14 protein-coding genes are annotated in these 22,904 nt (G+C 41.5%); 2 read left to right on the plus strand and 12 right to left on the minus strand.

Annotated elements, in window-relative coordinates:
* Positions 1–154 precede the first annotated feature (154 nt).
* From FPL27_RS11630 to FPL27_RS11680, 11 genes are all read right to left on the minus strand, one after another.
* A complete protein-coding gene (locus FPL27_RS11630) occupies positions 155–1,261 on the minus strand; it encodes a glycoside hydrolase family 43 protein (RefSeq protein WP_143961254.1) in 1,107 nt (368 codons plus the stop codon).
* Entirely contained in the window at positions 1,258–2,316 is a 1,059-nt protein-coding gene (locus FPL27_RS11635) for a UDP-glucose--hexose-1-phosphate uridylyltransferase (protein ID WP_143961255.1), read from the minus strand. Before FPL27_RS11635 ends, FPL27_RS11630 begins: the two co-directional genes overlap by 4 nt.
* A gap of 2 nt (positions 2,317–2,318) precedes the next feature.
* Positions 2,319–3,518 carry a galactokinase gene (locus tag FPL27_RS11640; RefSeq protein ID WP_143961256.1) on the minus strand — a complete coding sequence of 400 codons (1,200 nt, stop codon included), beginning with the start codon at positions 3,516–3,518 and terminating at the stop codon, positions 2,319–2,321.
* Between the two features lie 14 nt (positions 3,519–3,532).
* A complete protein-coding gene (gene galE / locus FPL27_RS11645) occupies positions 3,533–4,543 on the minus strand; it encodes a UDP-glucose 4-epimerase GalE (protein WP_143961257.1) in 1,011 nt (336 codons plus the stop codon).
* Positions 4,540–5,676, minus strand: coding sequence for an aldose epimerase family protein (locus FPL27_RS11650; RefSeq protein ID WP_143961258.1), 1,137 nt, complete (start codon positions 5,674–5,676; stop codon positions 4,540–4,542). Before FPL27_RS11650 ends, galE begins: the two co-directional genes overlap by 4 nt.
* Positions 5,673–7,523, minus strand: coding sequence for a glycoside hydrolase family 2 protein (locus FPL27_RS11655; RefSeq protein ID WP_143961259.1), 1,851 nt, complete (start codon positions 7,521–7,523; stop codon positions 5,673–5,675). Before FPL27_RS11655 ends, FPL27_RS11650 begins: the two co-directional genes overlap by 4 nt.
* A 27-nt stretch (positions 7,524–7,550) precedes the next feature.
* Positions 7,551–8,699, minus strand: a complete 1,149-nt coding sequence (locus FPL27_RS11660; protein WP_143961260.1) for a glycoside hydrolase family 172 protein — start codon at positions 8,697–8,699, stop codon at positions 7,551–7,553.
* 36 nt (positions 8,700–8,735) lie between these two features.
* Positions 8,736–10,772, minus strand: a complete 2,037-nt coding sequence (locus FPL27_RS11665; protein ID WP_221936600.1) for a glycoside hydrolase family protein — start codon at positions 10,770–10,772, stop codon at positions 8,736–8,738.
* A gap of 10 nt (positions 10,773–10,782) precedes the next feature.
* Complete coding sequence (locus FPL27_RS11670; RefSeq protein ID WP_143961261.1) at positions 10,783–11,838, minus strand: family 43 glycosylhydrolase; 1,056 nt, start codon at positions 11,836–11,838, stop codon at positions 10,783–10,785.
* 86 nt (positions 11,839–11,924) lie between these two features.
* Positions 11,925–13,460 carry a RagB/SusD family nutrient uptake outer membrane protein gene (locus tag FPL27_RS11675; RefSeq protein WP_143961262.1) on the minus strand — a complete coding sequence of 512 codons (1,536 nt, stop codon included), beginning with the start codon at positions 13,458–13,460 and terminating at the stop codon, positions 11,925–11,927.
* A 12-nt stretch (positions 13,461–13,472) separates the two neighbouring features.
* Positions 13,473–16,532, minus strand: a complete 3,060-nt coding sequence (locus FPL27_RS11680; protein WP_235893422.1) for a SusC/RagA family TonB-linked outer membrane protein — start codon at positions 16,530–16,532, stop codon at positions 13,473–13,475.
* Between the two features lie 255 nt (positions 16,533–16,787).
* Here FPL27_RS11680 and FPL27_RS11685 point away from each other — a divergent pair, with 255 nt between their 5' ends.
* Both FPL27_RS11685 and FPL27_RS11690 read left to right on the plus strand, forming a co-directional pair.
* Complete coding sequence (locus FPL27_RS11685; protein ID WP_143961263.1) at positions 16,788–20,837, plus strand: two-component regulator propeller domain-containing protein; 4,050 nt, start codon at positions 16,788–16,790, stop codon at positions 20,835–20,837.
* A gap of 576 nt (positions 20,838–21,413) precedes the next feature.
* Complete coding sequence (locus FPL27_RS11690) at positions 21,414–21,941, plus strand: REP-associated tyrosine transposase (RefSeq protein ID WP_143961264.1); 528 nt, start codon at positions 21,414–21,416, stop codon at positions 21,939–21,941.
* A gap of 274 nt (positions 21,942–22,215) precedes the next feature.
* Here the strand turns inward: FPL27_RS11690 and FPL27_RS11695 are convergent, their stop codons facing one another.
* A complete protein-coding gene (locus FPL27_RS11695) occupies positions 22,216–22,902 on the minus strand; it encodes a mutarotase (protein ID WP_143961265.1) in 687 nt (228 codons plus the stop codon).
* Between the last annotated feature and the right edge of the window lie 2 nt (positions 22,903–22,904).

Consider the following 22,904-nt stretch of genomic DNA (forward strand, 5'->3'; position numbering starts at 1 on the left):
CTTCGGAATTTGCAATTCCGAGGACAGATAAAGGGGATTTGCAATCCCCATTGCACGTATTAAACTGAAACAAGGATTACAAATCCCCCGATCTGGGTTCGAGATTGCAAATCTCGAACAGCCTCCAGCTAGGTGATATGGGTATTAGTTGGTGTTAGGAAGGACCTTGGACCTCCAAATTGCCATTTTCGTCTATTGTCATAGGATTGATAAAAACCACACGATCATCGCCAGTAGCCTTTGTTCTGCCATGATAGACAGCATACATGTGGCTATTGTTAGGCGTAAACAACACACTATTATGCCCTGTACCTGTCACCTCTCCTCCTGAAGCCGTATTTTTTTCAATAACAGGATTGTTGCTGGCTTTTTTAAAAGGACCTAACGCTGAGTCTCCAGTAGCGTATCCTACAGCATAATGCTCACCGCCAAAATGATTTGCAGAATACATGATATAATACTTTTCTCCTTGCTTGAACGTAAAGGAGCCTTCCGTCCACCTTCTGTTAACTTCTTTGGAGGTAACAGACCGGCTTTCCCATTCGGCTTGCTCATCATCCATGGTTAAAGGTGGTCTCAACAACATCACAGGCTCCCCAATCACACCTGAGAAATCCGGTTTAAGCTCCACTCCATAGATCCAGCTCTCCTCAATTTCATCAAACAGTCCTTTCTCTCTAGCCCAATCAGCTATTTCAGACTCTACCGGGTGCTTATAGCAAGCTCGGGAATAGTATAGGTAATATCTGTCATCCTCCTTATACACATTAGCATCAATAATTGGGTAACCTGGATCAAAAATGGGTCGATTTTGAATATCTGTAAACGGACCTGTTGGAACATCGGCCACTGCTACACCAATTCTAAAATTCTCCTCTTCGTTGGTTGGATTCTCCCTCCAATCAGCGCTGTAAAACATGTAATATTGATCATCAAACTTATAAACCTCAGGAGCCCAAAAATTAGCTACACTCCAAGAATCATCCGTATTGCCATAGAATACCTGCCCCTTGTTTTCCCAATTGTTGAGGTCTTCCGAAGCATATACCGCAAACCCATCTTTGGCTCCTCCCCCGGTACCGTACATATAATACATTCCGTTTTCATCATCCAAAATAAATGGATCGCCAAATTTTACATCCAATGGATTTTCGATAACAATGTGTCCATTTTCTTGAGTTGACTTCTGCTGGCATGAATGGAAAACTGCAAAAAAGGAGCCTAAAAGGAGCAAGTAAAAATTATAAATCGGTTTTTTCATGTCAATATCATTTTACTTTTATAATGTTCAGATGGAAGACTTTTCAATATACCCGCCGCCTTTTCAGGGGTTAAATCACGTTGTGGATTTGCCAGCATTTCGTAACCTACCATAAACTTTTTAACTGTAGCGGATCTAAGCAATGGCGGGTAAAAAACCATATGCAAATCCCACTCTGGGTGATCTTTTCCATCCGTAGGAGCCTGATGGATACCACCAGAATATGGAAATGACACTTTAAAAAGGTTATCATACATTATAGTCAATCTTCTATAGGCGTCTGCTAAGTCTTTCAGTTGGGAAGCTGTCACATCCTTCAAAGAAGATAAATGCATTTTTGGAGCAATCATGGCTTCAAATGGCCATACTGCCCAAAATGGTACCAGCCCCACAAAAGTGTCATTTTCAAACAACACCCTCTCTTTTTTTACTAACTCTTCCTGCGCATAATCTACCACCATGCTACTCCCTTTTCGGCGGTAATATTCTTCAAACTTGTTGGATTTCTTCTCCTGTTCGGATGGTATACTTTGTTGGGCCCAAATCTGGCCATGAGGGTGGGGATTGGAACAACCCATTATTTGTCCCTTATTTTCAAATATTTGCACATAATTAATGTAGGGAAGAGACCCAAGCTCAGTAAATTCACGCTGCCACAGTTTCAAGACTTTTTCAACCTCTACAACTGAAAGCTCAGGAACTGTGAGGTCATGGCGAGGTGAAAAACATACAACTTTGCAAATGCCTCTTTCACTTTTTGCTTTGAAAAAATCCCCTTCCTCAAAACTACCTTCAGGTACATTTTCTGTGATTGCTCCAAAATCATTTGTAAACACAAACGTCTCTTCGTATCTAGGATTTTGATCTCCCCCCACCCGTTCGTTTCCGGGACAGAGATAACAACTTGGATCATGAGTCAAGCCCTCAGCAATCACCGGCTTCTCCTGTTGGCCTTGCCAAGGTCTTTTTCCTCGATGAGGGGATACTTGTACATACTCCCCCGTGAATGGGTTGTACCTCCTATGGCTATGTTCTTCAAAGTCAAATTTCTCCATTTCTATTCCATTATTTCACGTACTCCATCCTGAATATTAACCCTATAAATTACTAGCTCCTGATTAAAGGCCTTTTGGAATACTTGTTTCATTTCGTTTTCAAAAGCTTGAGCTTCATTTTTTTTGACCAAATTAATCGTGCAACCCCCAAAACCTCCACCCATCATTCTGCTTCCCTTTACCGAATTCATGCTTTTGGCGGCCTCTACTAAAAGATCAAGCTCCGCACAACTCACTTCATATAAATTGGATAAACCATCATGCGATTGATACATTTTTGTGCCAAAGCCTACCATATCTCCTTTATCCAACGCTTTACAAGCATCTAACACCCTCTGGTTTTCCTCAACCACAAACTTACACCGCTGATAAATCACCGGATCCAAAAGAGACTTCTGCTCTTCAAGCATGGATAAAGTGACATCCCGCAGTGAAGCTACATTTTCATGATTCTTAGACAATATGGCAACACCTTTATCACATTCTTCTCTTCGGGTGTTATAGGCAGAATCAGCCAGCGAATGCTTCACTTGGGTATCACAGAGTAGAATTTCATAATCTTGGAGGTCAAGTTTAAAATGGCGATAATCAAGACTCCTACAGTCCAATTGGATCACATGATCTATTTTTCCCATAATGGATGCAAATTGATCCATGATACCACATTGGACACCAGCAAAGGTATGCTCGGCCTTTTGGGCCATTTTGATCAGGTCTATTTTTTTTATATCATACCCAAAGAGTCTATTTAAACCAACCGCAACACCACATTCCAAAGCTGCAGATGATGACAGGCCAGCACCAATAGGGATATCCCCTCCAAAAACACAATCAAACCCAGTAATCAGAAATCCTTTTTCCTGAAATTGGGCCACAACACCCATAATGTAATTGGCCCAGCCAGATGGCAATGGACTAAAGTCCTCCAAATCAAAAATAAACTCTTCCTTATAGTCAATTGAAAATATTCGACAGGTCCTTCCTGAATTTTTGCCTAATGCCAGTTCAATTTCCATATCAATGGCCGCCGGCAATACAAATCCTTCATTGTAATCCGTATGATCACCGATCAAGTTAATCCTACCCGGGGCCTTCACCCGAATAGGATCGCTACTATATAGGTTTGAATAGGTTTGTAGAACAGATCGATTATCATGTCTTTCGGATTCTAAAGAAGTCACTGCATCACCGGATTTAGCCATTATATTATCATTTATTAATTCTTAAATTTCCCGTCTGTCGGACCACTTTCCCACTTCCACGCACTTTCTACTACTTTATTTATATCTGTTATTTTTGCCTCCCAACCCAATTGGGACTTAGCGAGACTTGGGTCAGCAACCAAGGATGTGGCATCTCCTTCCCTCCTTGGGGCCAGTTCAAAAGGAACATTGCAGCCAGTTACTTTTTCGACAGCCCGCAATACTTCCATCACCGAATATCCTTTTCCTGTCCCTAGATTAAAGACATCGGAAGACTTCCCTTGTTCAATGTATTGGAGAGCCAAATAATGTGCTTCGGCCAAATCCTCAACATGAATATAATCCCGCAGACATGTGCCATCAGGAGTCTCATAATCATCGCCAAACACTTTTATGGGACCCATTGCGCCTTTAGCGGTTTTGAGCAACAGGGGGATCAAATGGGTTTCTGGCTCGTGATCCTCACCAATACTTCCGTCCAGGGCTGAACCCGAAGCATTAAAATACCTCAAGAAAACATACTGAAATTTGTATGCTCGACCATAGTCCTCAAGGATTTGTTCAAGAAAATACTTACTCTTACCATAGGGACTCAATGGTTGCTGAGGATGTTTTTCATCCAACGGTAAATAATCAGGATTTCCGTAAGTGGCACAGGTACTTGAAAAAATGAAGTTTAGGCAACCGAAAGCCTTCATAACTCTCAATAGAGTCATGGGTTGCAAAACATTGTTTTCATAATATTTTTCAGGTTCGGACACCGATTCACCTACATAGGTATAAGCAGCAAAATGTACCACCGCATCAATTTTATGTTTAATAAAGATCCGTTTCAGCAATCTTTCGTTTCCAATGCTACCCAGATAGAATTGAAGGTTTTCACTATCCTCCAAGGCATCTTGATGTCCATACTCAAGGGTATCTATTACAACCAGCTTAAACCCTTTTTTTAACAATAATCGGCAGGTGTGAGACCCAATATATCCAGCTCCACCGGTTATTAAAATGCAAGTTTGTCCCGTCATTCTTCGATTGAAAATTTATATATACAGGTTTGAGAATAAGTTTCATCTGGTTCCAATTCCGTACTGGGAAAGTTTGGCTGATTGGGAGAATCCGGGAAATGCTGAGTCTCTAGACAGAATGCAGAACGATAGTTATACGTCAAACCATTTTTTCCATCTACACTTCCATCTAAGAAGTTGCCACTGTAAAACTGTATTCCCGGCTCAGTGGTGTAAACCTCCATCTTCCTTCCATTCTGCGGTGCAACGACTGTTGCGGCCAATGTTAAAGTTCCTTTCTCAGGCTTGTCCAAAACCCAGTTGTGATCGTACCCACCACCATGTTGGAGCTGCTCGTAGTCCTGATCAATCCGCTCCCCCATAGTGACGGGTTGGGTAAAGTCAAAGGGGCTACCTGATACAGATCGGATTTCACCCAATGGAATCAATACGCTATCCACTGGCGTATAATTGCTGGCGTTTAGCTGTAGCACATGATCCATCACGTCTGCCTTTCCAGCACCGTTCAAGTTGAAAAAGGAATGGTGGGTAAGGTTGACAACCGTTTTTTTGTCTGTCGTAGCTTCATAATCAATCTTAAACTCATTATCCTCTGTAAGGGCATAGGTCATTTTCACATCCAGTTTGCCCGGATAGCCTTCTTCCCCGTCGGGAGAAACGTAGTGCAAAACCAGCCTGCTTTCATTGGCCTCCAATACTTCCCACACCACATTGTGAAAGCCACCGGGGCCACCGTGCAATGCATTCGGCCCATTATTCTTAGCCAATTCATATGTTTCACCATCCAAGGTAAATCGTCCCTCGGCTATCCGATTGCCATATCTTCCTATTGCAGCTCCAAAGTAAGCCTCTGAACTTTCTTGATAGTCCTGAACAGAATCAAAACCTAAGACAATATCTTCAACCTCTCCATTTCTATCGGGCACCAAAAGCTGGACTACCCGCCCCCCATAATTGGTCACGGTCATCTCCATTCCTTTGCTATTCCTCAAATGATATAAATTCACTTCTTTTCCGTCTATTTCTGTGGTGAATGCCTCTTCATTCTGTTGATTTAAAGCTGTGCAGGATGCGGATATGATTACTGAGCAGCTTAGTACAATCCAAGGGAATATTTTGCTTCTTTTTATCATCGGTATATCGTTATATCATATAGTTTTTGATGAAGAATATTGAGTGCTTTTTCATCAAACTTTACAACCTCTCTGTCATAAGTCATTAAACCATTCACCTCGATTTCCACATCTGTAGTTTGGGTATAGACAGCTGCAGATAAACCTTTTTTGATTAATGGTTCCAAAGCATCAATCAGCTTGCTATACCGTTCCATTAACTCGTCCTTGTTCTCAAAACTTTGATACCCCCAATTATCCTTTTCCTGCCAGGTGTGCCCCTCAACAGGAAGTCCCAGGCCTCCAAACTCTCCTAAAACAAGTATTTGGTCTTTGCCATAAATAGAGGGATCAGGCATGGCCGCATCGGGATAGTTATGCAAATCCATAATATCACCTGTGATCTTGCTTCCTTCCATCATGAAATTCCCCCCACTTGCACTGTTCACTAACCTTGTAGGATCATGGTTTCGGGTCCATTCCGTTATTTCTGCAGTTTTAAACTGACCCCAGGCTTCGTTAAATGGAACCCAAACCACTATGGAAGGGAAATTATAGTTAGCATCCATAATAGCTTTCCATTCCGTTCGGAAGATCTCTTCAGATTCAGGGGTCCTATCTTTTTCGGTACCGATTCCTGCGATTCCCGGACGTGATTCCCAGCGATTGCCATGGTCCCCATTTGGCATGTCCTGCCAAACCAGCATCCCCATTTTATCGCAGTGATAATACCACCTGGCTGGTTCCACTTTCACATGTTTACGGATCATATTGAAGCCCATTTCTTGGGTCTTTTCAATATCGTATACCATGGCCTCTTCATTTGGAGCGGTATAGAGTCCATCAGGCCACCAGCCTTGGTCTAAAGGCCCATATTGGAACACAAACTCATCATTCAACATCATTCTTTGAATACCATCCGTATCCTCAGCCATACTGATCTTTCTCAAAGCCGAATATGTATGAACTCTGTCCACTACTTTATTCCCATCCATTAAGGAAACCTCAATATCATACAAAAACGGATTTTCGGGAGACCAATGAATTGGATCAGCAATTTGAAGGTCAACTTCACCATCTGTACCTGATACTGCTTGGGAAGCTATTTCCTTTCCTTCAGCCAGTAGTTTAACTGCTACCTCCAAACCATCTGATGCACCTTCCAATAGAGCAGCCACCCTTATGCTGCTATTATCAAAGTTGGGCGTATTCTTAGTTTGGGTAATGTAGTTGCTCGGTACCGGTTCCAACCAAACCGTTTGCCAAATACCCGTCACAGGAGTATACCAGATGCTGCGTGGTTTTTCCACTTGCTTACCTCTCGGCTGTGGCCCTTCATCCGTAGGATCCCAAACCCTTACAACAACCTCCTGTCTAGACCCTTCAGAGATAAATTCGGTGATGTCAAAATAAAAAGGGTCGTACCCACCGCGGTGAACACCTGCGGACTGCCCATTTATAAAAACTTCGGCTTCCCAATCTACGGCACCAAAATGCATCAACAACCTTTCTTCCCGCTGACCGGGGCTTACTTCAAATTCCCTTTTATACCAGAGTTCATTGTCCTTTCCGACCTGCTTGCCTACTCCCGAAAGCTTAGATTCAACCGCAAAAGGAACCAATATTTTTCCGTCGAAAACCCTTGGAAGCCCAGCTCCCTTCTCCTTTATAGTATAGTCCCAATGACCATTTAGATTGATCCAATTTTCGCGAGTCATTTGGGGCCGAGGATATTCTTGATGAGGTTGATCTCCTACTTGGGTGGTCCAAGGAGTATCCATGGACCTTATCTCTGGTTCGGCATTGCTTTGCGCAAAAAGGTTAAAGCAGCCCAATACAAAAGCTGATGACAAAATGAATGTTTTCATGCTATTAGGGTTAATTGTAAATTACTTTTAATTCACTTCCAAATCATTCTTGGAAGGCAGCTTTGGAAAAGGGGCATGTGGTTCAGTTTGATACCAGTACACTACCGAGCTGATGTCGGACTTTTGTGGCAAATAGCGGTGATCGCTTCTCCAGCCCAAATCCTGTACGGTCACCTTTAAATCCTCTTCAAAGCGAATCGGATCTTGTATATGCCATCTGTACATTCCAAACCTTTGCTGAGAATCGTAAACTCCATCAGGCCTAATCACTTGGTGCATACCAGCATATGCAGTAGAATACTCCTCGTATTGCTTGGTTTTTTTATTTTCAAAATTGTATGAGCCGAGAAAATAATCTTCCGTTCCTGTTCCAGCTATGGTCGGAAATTCTTTATCTCCATCCATATAAAACTTCACTTCTCCTTCTCCCCACCAACCTTTATTGTTAACCTGCCAAGCCATATAGGTACCGACAAAGTGGCCTTTACCTTTTATCCCATCTACCAGAGTGTGTAAGGATCCATCAGTAGGATTGCTCCTGCGAAACTGGGCATGGAAATAAGCTGCCTCCTCTGGAACCTCCGTTTCTGTATAAGTAATCTGGTAAAAAACATTCATGCGTTCAGCCCCCATATTTTCCATGGTGATTTTACACTTCCTTCTAAAAGGCATTACCCAGAACGAATTGAATGAACTGCCGGGATTAACTTGTATCGGTAAGGAGTTTAAATGGGCATACTCCCCCCAACCCATACCGAAGAAATCCCCAACTGGCACTTCTACTGACGGCTCTTTTTCATCATCATAATATATTCTAAGAATTGTAAATCTCCAATCACCAGTAGGTGTCATCCAGATGTGCTGAATAGCTCCAGATCCTTCAATTTCGGCTAAAGTATGGGTTTCCCCTGCTTCTATCCATGCAAATGGGTTTACTTTCCATCCCACACCCAATTCCCGGGCTTGGTGGCCGTGAACACCTTCTTCTAAAGTCGCCATCCCCCCTTTACCCGGTTCTCCAGTAGGGTTTTCAGGACTGATGGATCGAGTTTTGGCATTGGACAACCTATAGAGGTTTCCCATATTTACTTCCAATGCATTGAATTTTTCTTGAGCATTCCCTACAAAGTGAAGACATAAAAAACCTAATACCAGAATTGTAATTTTACTTCTCATTTATTAATTGTTTTTATTATTCAAATATTCAAAATCCTAATTCGTTTGGAAAAACTTTGCTGTTCTGTCATCACTTAACAATTCCCACAATGAGGCTACCGTCCAACCTGGGGCAAAAATATCGTTGTAGTAACCTTTTCCATTTTTCCCATAATCCCAAGCTGTATGCTGTACCACTTCAGGGTAGTACCCTACCTTCGCTATCCCCATTAGATTACCCGGCCTGGGCAACAATTGCTCGCGCATAGAAGAGCGGATTACTTCCCCAAAAGCTCTAAACCTTTCCTCCCCTGTTTCTTGAGCCAACCATCTAAGGATTTCCGCAAACTCAAAGATGAAAACGTCAATGTGATTATTCTCCACGGATACATTCCCCCAACCTCGGCTTTTTAGGCCTATGTCACCCAACATTTGACCTTGGGCAAAAGGCACATCCCACGTATAGTACCAGGATAGGGTGAAATAGGCGGCTTTCTTAGCTAAATCTACGTAATGTTGCCTTTCCTTTCCTTTAGAAACTAGGGCGAGGTAATACATTGCAGTGGAAGCATAGAGTGCTGCTTCCTTGTCCTCACAGACCGCATCAAGGGTGGAGGAAAAATAATCTGCCTTGGATATGATTTCCTTTTCTTGGTATACTCCCACTTTTTTGGCGGCATCCAAGTACTTTCTATCGCCAAAATAGTGATAGGCCATTACCAAAGGTGCAACAGCTGAAGGTGAACTTCCTCCTGTTTCATCGATGATCTGAAGTTCACGATCAAATTTACGAGGGAAGCTACCATCGACTTGTTGCACTGAGAGGATGGTGGTCAATAGGTTTTGTATCTTATTTTCGAAGTCTGGGTGGTTTCTTCCCCTTGCTTTTTCATAGTTGAAATAGAGCAGCAAGGCATATATGCCTTCCGATTGCCTTCTTATAGAGTAAATAGAAGGTTCATTTCCTTCCCCTCTAAAATCCACCATTTCGCGAATCAGTCCATTGTCAGTAAAGCCGTATTCAGCATAGCTATCCATGATGTTTCTGGCCATTCGAACCAAATCATCATCATTGTTTGCCTCTCCAAACTCCAAAGCATTGAAGGCATTGAGAAGAATTCTACCGATAAATCCCACTTCGTAAATCTCAACCACCTCACAGGTAGCGGTTTCTAAGTGTACACCGGAAAAACCCTTTAACCCTTGGGTTTCCATATAGGAAGATTTGAAAAATTCCGTTAATGTAGATTTGATTTCATGGTCGGTAAATAATTGTTCTTTTAAAGGTTCAGGGCTCATTTTATCATAAGAGTAGGACCATTGGTGAGCCACAAAATCTGAAAAGTTCTCTTGTTCAGTTTTGGAAAGGAGATAACTAAAGGATAGATCATCACCCTTTTCTAAATGCAGAAAACTCTGAACAGGATCCCCAAGTGTAAGCTTTCTGTAGTAACTGTGGGGTGCTTCCGCATATGGGAATGCGAAGGAGAGATAGGGTATATCAGAGTTTTCACCAAAGCCTAAGGACCCCATATTGGTAGGACCTCCCAGCACCACTTCTCCCGACTGATGAGTAGTCAAAGCTATATCCGTTGCTACATCCATTCGGATAAGGGAGTATCCTTTTTTGGCCGTTGAATCATATAACGCAGTCATCGGCGTACTCATCCTATCTTCTCGGACAAGCCAGTTATTACTGGTTTTTACTGATGGTGCTTTTTCGGGTGAGCGCTGGTTTTTACGGTACCAAAATCCAGGCAACAACATTTGGGCTGATTCGAATTTCAAGTCATTTAATTCCAATTGACCCTGCAAGGAAAAATAAACATCCTCTTGAGCCTTTAAGTTGAAATGAATCTCCATATCCTCTCCATCCCCAGCAAGTTCCATGAATATATTTAATGGTAAATTTTCATCTGATTGAAATGTGGCACCATCATTATCGAATTGTATTTGATGGGCAGTTGCCGGATTCCCTGGTTGCTTGAGATAAAGTGTAAACGATTGATTTTCTTTAACAAGTTTCTCAAGTTCTTGGGCTAAAGAAACAGAAGCTAAGAAAGCCATCACTAAAGTTAAAAGTATACTTTTCATGTTCAATTCATTAAGGGTTGAAAACAGGAGCTGGTTGTGAAGATACACTAGGCTCCTGGTTTTGGATCGTAGGCCAGCCATCTTCCCATATTAACCTATCGAGCATCAATGGCCTACGATTGGTCCCGTTGTCCAAGCGGGGATTGTTTTTAGGGATAGCGTGGTAAAGAAACCACTCCGTTCCCTCATCATCCAATACGATGTCGGCATTGTGACCGGGACCTGCAAAGCCATAGGCGACAGCATTGGTTCTAAGGATAATTTCCCCATGGTTACCTGTGGCTAAATCATTGCCCTGCTTGTCCAAAAATGGCCCTGTCAGGGACTCAGCTTTCCCTACCCTTACTTGATAGGTGCTATTAGCCCCATCGCAACAAGAACCCTCGGAACCAAAAAAGTAATATTCTCCATTCTTTTTGTAAACATAAGGTGCTTCTAAGTGAGTATGTCCTACTCTTACTTTCTCACCTATTACCGTTTTCCCATCTTCTGCTAGTTCCACAACATAAATACCATGGAAACTACCCCAGAAGAGATAGTTCTTTCCATCTTCTTGAATGAAAAATGGATCGATGGAATTTTCTACTCCTATCTCCTGTGAAAGGAACACTTTCCCTTGATCTGTAAATGGACCTTCTGCTTTGTCGGCTATCGCTAAGCCTATTCCGGGATTGGGATCACCCCAAGTGGATACAGAATAATACATGTGAAACCTGTCCCCCACCTTGGTAACATCTGGAGCCCAAATACCTCCATCCTCTTTCCAATTAGGCTTGGCTTGAAAAGCATTATTGACAAACTCCCAATTGACAAGATCACTAGACCTAACGATAGGTACCAGTCTATGCCCTCCTTCATTTCCCCAATTGTCTTCAGTCCCGTAAGCATAGAAATGTTCCCCACTCTTAACAATCGTGGGATCAGCTAGCACAGGAGTAAAAACTGGATTGGAATAGGTATTTGTAGAAACATCGGGAGATTGAGGTGTCTGTGCCGGATTATCTTCCTGACACGAATACAACATTATAATTGAGGCAATGCTATATATTAATTGGCTAATTTTCATAATAGTGTTTTAAAGAAGCAGGAATGGGTGTCCCCATCCCTGCCCTAAACCCAAATTAATTATGCAGTTAAAAAAATATTTTCTTGTTACCAGCGAGGATTCTGCTGTAAATTGGGATTGATATCCAGATCTCTTTGTGGTATTGGCAACAACTCATGTCTACCCACTTCAAAGTTTCTAAATCCTGGATCTCTACTTTCCAACTGGTCATTCAGGTCTCCCCAACGAAGTAAATCAGCCCATCGGTGACCTTCACCCAACAATTCCACCAACCGCTCATGTTTTAGCTGTTCCAAGAACTGTGGCTGTCCTAACCCAGGACGCACATCACTTAATGGCGCTAGACCTACACGCTGCCTTACCCGGTCCACGTGTGCATATGCTTCTGCAGTTCTGCCCAATTCATTTAAAGTTTCCGCATACATTAACAATACATCAGCGTAGCGGATAAACCTGTAATTGTTGGGTGAACGGTAGCCTTCCTCATCTTTCCAGTGGTCATTCAAAAACTTCCTAAACCAAGCCCTATTCTGATTTGAATTTCCATAACGTTGGGTGAATGTCTGTCCATAGATCATGGTGAAATCCGGTCCCCTCTCATCCGTAAATGGATACAATAAACTTACTGCAAGTCTAGGATCTCTTTCCCCATCCTCAGTTTGTTCTGATAAAAACTCATCAATATGCCAGGTTCTGGACTCTCCGTCAGCCCATCCAATACCCGGAGGTGCTAAGAATTGAGAAATGGAAGTACCATAGTTATGATTAGGGGTATCCACATCATTATCTGTCACTTCAGTTGGATTCACCGCAAATTGCCATTCAAATACCGACTCGATGTTGTTTTCGGTATGGATAAGGAAATTATCTCTGTAACCGGGAGTAAGATCATATACTCCGGCACCTTCACCATTCACCAACCACTGCAAATGAGGCTCAGCCTGATCATATTTTCTTTGTTGCATATAAGCTTTTGCTAATAATGCACGGGCCGCTCCTTGCGTCGCTCTCCCCAAATCATCGCTAGAGGCATGTTGTACAGGGAGACCTGCAACTGCTGCCAGAAGGTCTGTTTCAATTTGCTCCCACACCTGAGGCAGTTGAGAGGTAGGTGGCAAATCTGTAGGTGAAGATGTTTCCAACATCAAGGGTACATTTCCCCATAACAACGCAAGGTTATAATAGAAATAGCCTCTGAGGAATTGAGCCTCCCCCAATAGTCTGGCTTTTAATTCTTCATCCATATCAATTTCTGGAACATTGTCTAGAACCTGATTGGCCCTAAAAATTCCTATGTAATTATCTCTCCATACATCTACTACAGGTTCAAAATTATAATCTGGTTGTATGAACTCCCCCATAGCATTGGCAAGATCGGACCAAGGACTTCCACTATAACCCTCATCAGACCTCAATACAAACATCATTGGCATCCATCTGGAAAATCCCCCTCTTGCAAAAGTACTGTAGATTGAATTTACACCTTGTTCCGCATCTGTGGCGTTATTCCAAAACACCTCTACAGTAGGCTGGTTTGGATTAGGTCTATCCAAATCAGGGTTACAGCTAAGCACGCAAGCTGTTGTCAAAGAAATGGCTATATATTTTGTAATGTTCTTCATGACTTGTCTCAATTAAAATTCACACTGAAAACCTATAGAGAAAATTTTGTTAGCTGGCCAGTTGCCCATATCAAAGCCCCTTTCCAAAATTCCGTTACCTACTACATCTGGATCAGGTCCACTATAGCTGGTGAAGGTGAGTAAGTTCTGGCCGCTGACAAATACCCTTGCGTTTTGAATACCCCACCTTTCACTTACTTGAGGTGCTAATCGATAGCCTAATTCAACATTTCTCAGCCTGACATAAGAAGCATCTTCTAGCCAACGATCACTTTCCAATCGCGCATTGTCTATCAACCCTGGGTCACCCACTGACACTCCAAGTCTTGGATCTGAAGTATTGGTATTGTTGGGAGTCCAAGGATTAATATCCCTTCTGAAATTGGTGTTCTGATAGCTATCGATCTCCCTTCTTACCCCATTCATCACTGAATAGCCGAAGACTCCCATCAATTGTAGGTTTAATGTAAACCTTCCGTAAGAAGCATTAAACTGAGAACCTGCCTGAAGAGTTGGCCAAGGAGATCCTACAAAAGTTCTATCCTCTTGATTGATCTCCCCATCACCATTCACATCCAAATATCTAATATCCCCAGGCTGGGCATGAGGCTGGATCAACTGTCCATCCGGCCCTTGGTGATTATTGATCTCTTCCTGACTTTGGAAGATTCCATCCGTCTTTAATACATACCATTCTCCTATAGATCTTCCTATTTGAGTTCTGGTAATACCTGTTTGGATATAATTGATTCCTTCACCTAGATTACCTACATCTTCTACCCTATTATTGATAGTGGTCAAATTCGCCGAAAGGTCCCAGTTGAACGCTCCTCCTAATTTTCTATAAGTAGCTTCTATTTCCAATCCTCTATTTCTGATGGAAGCAGCATTTACAGCAGGTTCCCCTCCTAAGTTCCCTAAATAGAAGGCTACAGGTAGATTAACCAGTACGTCTTGAGATAATGAGTTATAGTATTCCGCAGATATGGAGATTTTTCCTTCCAGTAAGGTCGCATCAAAACCATAGTTTTGGCTTATTCTTCTTTCCCAACCTAAATCAGGGTTGGCCAATCTGGCTTGTGTAGCTCCCACATAAGGACTTTGATCAGGACCAAAAATTGCTCTTGGATTCATGTTAAGGAAACCTATATGATCCCAAGACCCAACTGTTACAATTCCCAGCTCACCATAAGAGCCTCTTAATTTTAAATCACTGATGAAGTTTGAGTTGAAAAAAGCCTCATCACTGATTCTCCAGCCAGCAGCTATAGATGGGAAAAATCTTGACCTTTGAGCCTCCCCAAACCTGGAGTCTGAGTCATATCTACCCGTAAAAGTAAGCAGATACCTGTCATCAAAAGTATAATTGACCCTACCTAGATACCCCACTATGGAGAAATCCTGAGGAATATATCCATCAGCAAATGGTTCACCTGTAGCAGATCCTATAGTCTCCATATATCGGCCACCAAATGACTGCAAGTCAGTTCTACTTCCAAGCAATACGTTTCTTTTGGTATGTTGCTCCGAGTACCCCACTACGCCATTTAAATTATGACGGCCAAACTCTTTTTGGAAATTTAAAGTATGCTCGAGCAATACACTGGAATACCTAGATCGGTCTTCAATTACATTTGTGGGTGCAGCTGGTTGATTAAAATGCCATTCGCCAGCTCTTCTTAATCTCTGATTGTGATCAAAACTGGTTTCAAGACCGGCATTAAACCTGTAGGTCAACCAATTCGCTATTTCCACATCTATAAAGGCATTTCCCACAATTTTGGCAAATTCCTGTCTGTAGGAATTAATTGCATTTAATGCAATAGGGTTATTAGCATAAGTAACCGCATCCGGGGTACCGATTCCCCATCCATCAGGATTAGAACCTGTAATGTATCGATCACTTTGAACCGGTATAATAGGAAGGTTAACATAGGCATCAAAAAATGGATTACCCATACCCGGAGCATTACGTACTGAATTCGTCAACACAATGTTTTCACCAAATGTCACCCGCCCTTTTGTGGTTCTTGAGTTTATTCTAAGTGCCGCACGCTCAAAGTCATTCCCTATAAGCTCACCTCTATTTTTAAAATAACTTCCCGATATTAAATATGAGCTAGTACTAGATCCACCCGAGATGGAGACGTTATAATCTTGGACATTTCCGAGTCTGGTACTTTCATCATACCAATTAGTATTTATATTAGGGTCAAAATTTCCCGTCACACTTGCTGGTGGCGTCAACCCAGAGTTTTCAAACTGTCTTCGCTGTGTTTCGGCAAACTGCATATTGTCCATCATTTCATATCCTCTCGGAAGTTGCTGGATACCAAATTTCGCAGAAGCTGTCACTCTAGCAGGTCCTTCTTGACCCTGTTTGGTGGTAACAATGATTACCCCATTGGCAGCCCTTGAACCATAAATTGCAGCAGCAGAGGCATCTTTAAGAATCTGAATGGACTCCACATCATTGGGGTTGATAGTTACATTGGCATCAGCAATCATCCCATCAATTACATAAAGTGGGCTTGCATTGATAAAACTAGCCACACCACGGATTTCCACTTGTGCATCTTGACCTGGTCCGCCAGGGTTCCTAACAGTTACACCTGGAGCGAGCCCTTGAAGGGACTCACCTATTGAGTTAGCCGTCACAGATCTGGTATTCTCTGTACCTACTACTGCAGTAGCGCCTGTAAGATCTCTCTTTCTAACTGACTGATAGCCAATTACAACAAATTCATCCAAATCCCCGACATTCTCCTCAAGCTCCACGTTGATTGAATTTCTTCCTCCTACGCTAACCTCTTGCGTAGTCATTTGAAGGAAATTAAAAACGAGCACAGCTTCTCCGGAAGATACCGTTATTGAATAATTACCATCCATATCGGTGACAGCACCATTGCGGGTACCCTTTTCCAAAATAGTCACCCCTGGTATAGGTTCCTGATCGGTTTGATCTACCACCCTTCCTGTCACTACATGGCCAGTCTGAGCTATTGATGGTAACATTATGCTACAGCTGAACAGAAAGGTTAAGACTACTGTCTTTAGTATTTGTGTTTTCATAGTTTATGGGTTTTTGTTAATTGAGCATTTTAGCCAAGCTTAAAAGCTTTCTAATGCAGCTGTAATCTAGAATTTATTGCAATCGATTGCATAGAACAAATCCTTCATTCTTTAAAACAAATCCTTCTAGTGGCCAGGAATGAAGCATTTTTACTAATTTGCGGTGGAAAATTCAGTTTTTTTATGAGGATGGGGTGGATTCCTTAGGATTTTCTTTTGACATTTGAGAAATATCACCTCTAAAGTCGAATTTCCATGAGGCCCATAACCTATTGTATCCTTTTCCTTCTTTTTTTATTGGCTTGCCCAATAATCGCCAAGTCTTCAGATACTTTTTATTTTAAAAATCTAGGAGTTGAGCAAGGACTTTCCCACCAGACTGTCTTTTCAATTTTACAGGACACTCAAGGCTTCATGTGGTTTGGTACCAAAGATGGCCTTAATAGATTTGACGGAAGCCAGTTCAAAATCTTTAAATACAATCCCAAAGACCCAAATTCAATTGGCAACAATACAGTACTATCCCTCTTTGAAGATTCTCAGTACAATTTATGGGTAGGCACTCAAGACGGAGTTTATATATATAATCCCGAAAAAGAATCATTTACAGCTTTTGAGGAAAAGGGACCTGAAGGGGAAAAAGTAAATGGACCCATATTGGCCATCAAAGAAGATCTGGCGGGAAACATTTGGATGGCTTCTAGTACTCAAGGTTTATTTCGGTTTAATGCAGCAGCGGAGAAATTAAAATACTTCCACCACCAGCCTGAGAAGGACAATTCTTTAGCATATGGATCCATTTCTTCCTTGGCTATAGATAAACAAGGAACTGTTTGGATAGGCATTCTAGGCAGTGGGGTACAAAAATATATTGCTGCCAATGAAACTTTTGAAGAGTATTGGGATCTAAATGATGTTCTGAAGCAGGATTTGATATTTGACCTTTATGATCATGGCAAAGAGTTGCTGATAGGCACAAAAAACGGAGGTTTGAAACGTTTGGATAAGACCAGTAAAGACATCGAAGACGTCCTTGTTAGAGACGCTGAAAACAAACCTCTCCTTATTCGTGATATCATACAAGATAACAGCAACCAATTATGGATCTGTACCGAATTAGGTATATTCAAATACGACCCCTTAAAAGCCAAATACCAGCATATCCAACACAACCCCAATGATTCCTATTCTCTTTCGGATAATGCAACCTACTCGATCTTTCAGGATAAAGAAGGGGGTATATGGGTTGGAACCTACTTTGGAGGGATAAACTATTTGCCAAATGCCAATATGCAATTTGACAAATACTATCCCATCAGTAACCGCAACTCTATCAGCGGAAGAAGGGTAAGGGAAATGGTAGAGGATGAAGAGGGAAACATTTGGGTTGGAACAGAAGATGCCGGTCTGAACAAATTTGATCCTCTCACCAAAACATTCACACAGTTTGGCCATGGAAACCGTAACGACCAGCTGAGTTACCACAATATTCATGGGCTGTTGAACCACAATCAAAAACTCTGGGTCAGTAGTCACAGCATGAATTTAAACATTGATCTTTTAGATCTGAAAACCCAAAAAGTCCAAAAGATCAATCAGTCTAACTTCCAAAACCCCGTATATGACAGCGATATATTTTCTATTTACAAAGACAGCCAGGATGCTATTTGGATTGGAACCATAAGCGGAATTTACAAGGTTGATGAATCCACGATGCGTTTTGAATTTGTCGAGGAAGCCGGTATACATTTTACTTTGGATATATTGGAAGACAATGTCGGAAACCTCTGGTTGGCAACCACCAATCACGGTCTAATAAAGTATAATCCAAAAACGAGCAAAGTAACTAACTATTGGCACGACAAAGCTGATCCCAACTCTATACCCCATAATTCGGTTATAAGTTTAACCCTAGATCATTTAGGACAATTATGGTTAGGAACCGAGGGAGGTGGGTTTGCCAAATATCGAGCGGAATCCGATGATTTTTTGACCTATGGACCGGAGTGGGAACTTCCCAGCAATGTGGTTTATAAGATATTGGAAGATGACCTACACCGACTTTGGCTTAGTACCAGCAATGGGTTAATCCAATTTGAGCCGAAGTCAGAAACCTTTAAAATCTTTTATAAAAAAACGGGTCTCCTTTCCGATCAATTCAATTACAAATCAGGATTAAAAGCTAGTGATGGCACCTTGTATTTTGGCTCCCTGAACGGCTTTATAGCTTTTGATCCTAAAAATTTCACTGAAAAGAAATTTAACCCTCCAGTTGTATTGACGGGATTTAAGTTATTCAATAAAAATATACCAATTGATCAGAAGGATTCACCCCTACACAAGTCTATTACAAAAGCTGAGGCTGTCAAATTAAATCACGAGCAAAATTCCCTTAGCTTTTCCTTTGCAGCATTAGGCTTTACCGCAATGGATTCTTGGACGTACGCCTATCAGCTTGAAGGATTTGATAAGCAATGGCAAACCCTAGATCAGAACCAGGAAATCAGCTATTCCCACCTACCTCCAGGAAAATATAGATTCCGTGTCAAAACCAGTCATGCTACAGAGGCTAATCCCACGGCAGAGGCTAACCTTTTGATTGAAATCTTGCCTCCTTTTTACAAAACCCATTGGGCTTACTTTCTTTATTTCCTTACTGCAATAGGATTAATTTATCTATTCATTAATCGATATAAGCGGCAGATTCACATCAACCATCAGGAAAACCTCCGAGAACTTGAAAACGAAAAGGAAAGAGAAATTTACCATGCTAAGATAGAGTTCTTCACCAATATCACGCATGAAATTAGAACTCCCCTTACCCTTATAAAAGGTCCACTGGAGGAGATTATTAAAAGTAAGGATGAATTCAGTCCTGAGATTCAGGAGAACCTGCTAATTATGGATAGAAATTCCACCCGTCTGATAACTCTCAGTAACCAATTGCTTGACTTTAGAAGAACCGAACAAAAGGTTTTCAGCCTTAACTTCATTAAAACGGATATTGCTACTCTCCTTAAAGAGTTACATTTTAGATTCAAATCCAAAGCCGCACAAAGTAAAATTGAGTTTGATTTAGATTTGGACAATGATAGATTCTATGCCGATGTAGACAAGGAGGCCTTCACCAAAATCATGAGCAACTTGATTTCCAACGCATTAAAAAATGCTGACACCAATGTAAGGGTCAGGTTGTCTTCATTTACAGATAATGAATTGGAAGTGATAGTCAGCAATGATGGCCAACTTATTGAAGATCATTTGGTAGAAAAAATATTTGAACCCTTCTATCAAATTACAGATACCCAAAACATCAAAAAGGTAAACGGAACCGGCTTGGGTTTACCTTTGGCCCGGTCTTTAGCCGAACTTCACGAAGGCAAGCTTGACCTAATTATTGATCATGAACACAAAACCAATTGTTTTGTACTGACCTTACCTATCAGTCAGAAAAACTCTCTCGCTTTAGAAGATGAGGTAATGTTGGACGTGATGCTTGAGCCAATATTGGAGGAATCCCTGGTGAAACCTGCCGGCAAGTCCGATCAAAGCAAGCCTGCTATTCTTATTGCAGAAGATAATAAGGAGCTTCAACACTTTTTATACAACCACCTTAAAAAGGAATTTGTCGTTTTTAAAGCTGAGAACGGTCAAGAGGCTCTTAATCTCCTGGACAGCAAACCTATAGACCTGATCATTAGTGACATAATGATGCCAGTTATGAACGGGTTTGACCTATGTAAAGCGGTAAAAGGTCAAGTGGATTACAGCCATATTCCAGTAGTTCTCCTTACTGCCAAACAAAATCTACAATCTAAAATTGAAGGCTTGGAGATGGGTGCGGACGTCTACATTGAAAAACCATTTTCAATGGATTACCTGACACTACAGATTAAGAATCTGCTGCACTACCGAGATCAAATTAGGCAGTCTTTCGCTAATTCACCCTTAGTATTAGCTGAAACGATTGCCCATACCCATGCCGATGAGCAATTTTTAACTAAAATCAATCAAATCATTTTGGATAACCTTTCTAATGAGATTTTTGGAGTTAATGAACTAGCTGAGGCCATGAACACGAGTCAGTCAAGCCTATTAAGGAAAATAAAGGGAATTTCCCAGCTGACCCCAAATGAATACATACGATTAGTAAGGCTCAAAAAAGCAGCTGAAATGCTTCAGGCAGGCACCCATACAATTACAGAAATATGCAGCCTGGTTGGCTTCAACTCTCCCTCCTACTTCAGTAAGTGCTTCGCCAAGCAATTCGGCGAACTACCCAAAGATTATCAAAAGACCTCTTAAGCCCCTCGCTCTTCGGAATTTGCAATTCCGAAGCCAGATAAAAGGGATTTGCAATCCCCATTGTACATATTAAACTTAAACGGGGATTATAAATCCCCCGATCTGAGTTCGAGATTGCAAATCTCGAACAGCACTTCAGCACCGCTCCTCGGAATTTGCAATTCCGAGGACAGATAAAAGGGATTTGCAATCCCCATTGCACCTATTAAACTGAAACGGGGATTATAAATCCCCCGATCTGAGTTCGAGATTGCAAATTTCGAACAGCACTTCAGCACCGCTCTTCGGAATTTGCAATTCCGAAGCCAGATAAAAGGGATTTGTAATCCCCATTGCACCTATTAAACTTAAACAGGGATTATAAATCCCCCGATCTGGGTTCTAGATTGCAAATCTCGAACAGCACTACAACACCGCTCCTCGGAATTTGCAATTCCGAAGCCAGATAAAGGGGATTTGCAATCCCCATTGCACCTATTAAACTGAAACAGTGATTAAAAATCACCTTCACCCTCACCACTTTAAACATTTTTTATTAACTTATTCTACTTTTTATCAGACACTTACTTTTTCACTATGGCTTTTTCTTATTCTATCAAAGACCAAAGTGCAGTGCATTTTGTGACTTTCACTGTTCATCAGTGGGCAGATGTTTTTACCCGGCAGGTTTATGTTGAAATACTACTAGAAAGCATCAAATACTGTCAAATACACAAAGGTCTGAATGTTTATGCTTGGGTCGTAATGACTAACCATTGTCATTTGGTCATTAGCAGTTCAAAGACTCCCCTCAGCGACATCATCCGGGACCTGAAAAAGCACACCGCCAAGAAGATTGTGCAAGCCATAAGGAACAATGAAAAGGAAAGCAGGAGGAAATGGCTTTTGTGGCTTTTGACCAAGGATAACCATATCTGGTTCTGGGAAGAAGGATATCATGGTGAAGAGATCATCACCAGAAAATTTATGGATAGCAAAATCAATTACATCCACATGAACCCTGTCAGGGCAGGCATAGTCGAGAAAGAAGAAGAATACCTCTACAGCAGCTGTGGTGAATTCTATGGATTGAGAAAGAGCTTGATTGAATTGGCGGAGATGTAGTTAAGGCTCGGCTCTTCGGAATTTGCAATTCCGAAGTCAGTTAAAGGGGATTTGCAATCCCCATTGTACACATTAAACTGAAACAGTGATTACAAACCCCCCGATCTGAGTTCGAGATTGCAAATCTCGAACAGCACCACAACACCGCTCCTCGGAATTTGTAATTCCGAGGTCAGATAAAGGGGATTTGCAATCCCCATTTTAGTATTAGCTGAAAAAGAGATTATAAACCCCGATCTGGGTTCGAGATTGCAAATCTCGAACAGCGTATCAGCTATGTCTTCATAGGTAAGGTATCAATTACCTGAACCTTTTCACGCTTATGATACCAATCATTTCCTACAAGCTGCATTTGCCCAACCTCCATTTGACCAAAATTCTTGTTTCTAAATTGATGAAGGATTTCCAAAAACCTGTCCTTTTGCAGAAAGGGGCTCTGGAACCTTACTATCGTAGTATGAGCAGTCTGAATAACGTATCGCTTATCTATGGAATGTTGAAGGTTCGAATTTCTGAATTTATTTCTTAGCCTATCCCGAATATTATTTAGTATATCATTTTCACAAAACCCTTGGACCATTACTCCTGAAGGTGACGCAGTAATTCCTTTAAAATATACAGGGAAACTCCTGAAGGCGGAAACGCATTCAGATATCTCCTTGGCATAACTCTGTAAATTGAGATTTGCAGGTCTGAACCCACTGTAGCAGGAAATAATAGATAAAACAGTAATATGAATGTCTGAGAGCGGATAATAATACTGCTGTGGCTCAACCTCTCTAAGGCTATTCAATAAGTCCAGCATATTGTTGCAGATTTGAGCATCAGGTTTGATGATCAGCGAAAGTCCATACCTAGTATCAGTATTATCATGGATCAGCTTATCCAGGTAATAATCATCCTTCTTAATTTTATCTACTGCATTCAGGTAAAGCTGCTCATAATGCAAATCCATATCCATAG

This window comes from Litoribacter populi, assembly GCF_007483685.1.
Lineage (GTDB): Bacteria > Bacteroidota > Bacteroidia > Cytophagales > Cyclobacteriaceae > Litoribacter > Litoribacter populi.

Bases quoted from the DNA above. Each gene is read 5' to 3' on its own strand.
- FPL27_RS11650 (WP_143961258.1), bottom strand. From the start codon at position 5,676: ATGATAAAAAGAAGCAAAATATTCCCTTGGATTGTACTAAGCTGCTCA.
- FPL27_RS11690 (WP_143961264.1), top strand. From the start codon at position 21,414: ATGGCTTTTTCTTATTCTATCAAAGACCAAAGTGCAGTGCATTTTGTG.
- FPL27_RS11675 (WP_143961262.1), bottom strand. From the start codon at position 13,460: ATGAAGAACATTACAAAATATATAGCCATTTCTTTGACAACAGCTTGC.
- FPL27_RS11655 (WP_143961259.1), bottom strand. From the start codon at position 7,523: ATGAAAACATTCATTTTGTCATCAGCTTTTGTATTGGGCTGCTTTAAC.
- FPL27_RS11660 (WP_143961260.1), bottom strand. From the start codon at position 8,699: ATGAGAAGTAAAATTACAATTCTGGTATTAGGTTTTTTATGTCTTCAC.
- FPL27_RS11635 (WP_143961255.1), bottom strand. From the start codon at position 2,316: ATGGAGAAATTTGACTTTGAAGAACATAGCCATAGGAGGTACAACCCA.
- FPL27_RS11695 (WP_143961265.1), bottom strand. From the start codon at position 22,902: ATGGATATGGATTTGCATTATGAGCAGCTTTACCTGAATGCAGTAGAT.
- FPL27_RS11630 (WP_143961254.1), bottom strand. From the start codon at position 1,261: ATGAAAAAACCGATTTATAATTTTTACTTGCTCCTTTTAGGCTCCTTT.
- galE (WP_143961257.1), bottom strand. From the start codon at position 4,543: ATGACGGGACAAACTTGCATTTTAATAACCGGTGGAGCTGGATATATT.
- FPL27_RS11685 (WP_143961263.1), top strand. From the start codon at position 16,788: ATGAGGCCCATAACCTATTGTATCCTTTTCCTTCTTTTTTTATTGGCT.
- FPL27_RS11680 (WP_235893422.1), bottom strand. From the start codon at position 16,532: ATGAAAACACAAATACTAAAGACAGTAGTCTTAACCTTTCTGTTCAGC.
- FPL27_RS11640 (WP_143961256.1), bottom strand. From the start codon at position 3,518: ATGGCTAAATCCGGTGATGCAGTGACTTCTTTAGAATCCGAAAGACAT.
- FPL27_RS11665 (WP_221936600.1), bottom strand. From the start codon at position 10,772: ATGAAAAGTATACTTTTAACTTTAGTGATGGCTTTCTTAGCTTCTGTT.
- FPL27_RS11670 (WP_143961261.1), bottom strand. From the start codon at position 11,838: ATGAAAATTAGCCAATTAATATATAGCATTGCCTCAATTATAATGTTG.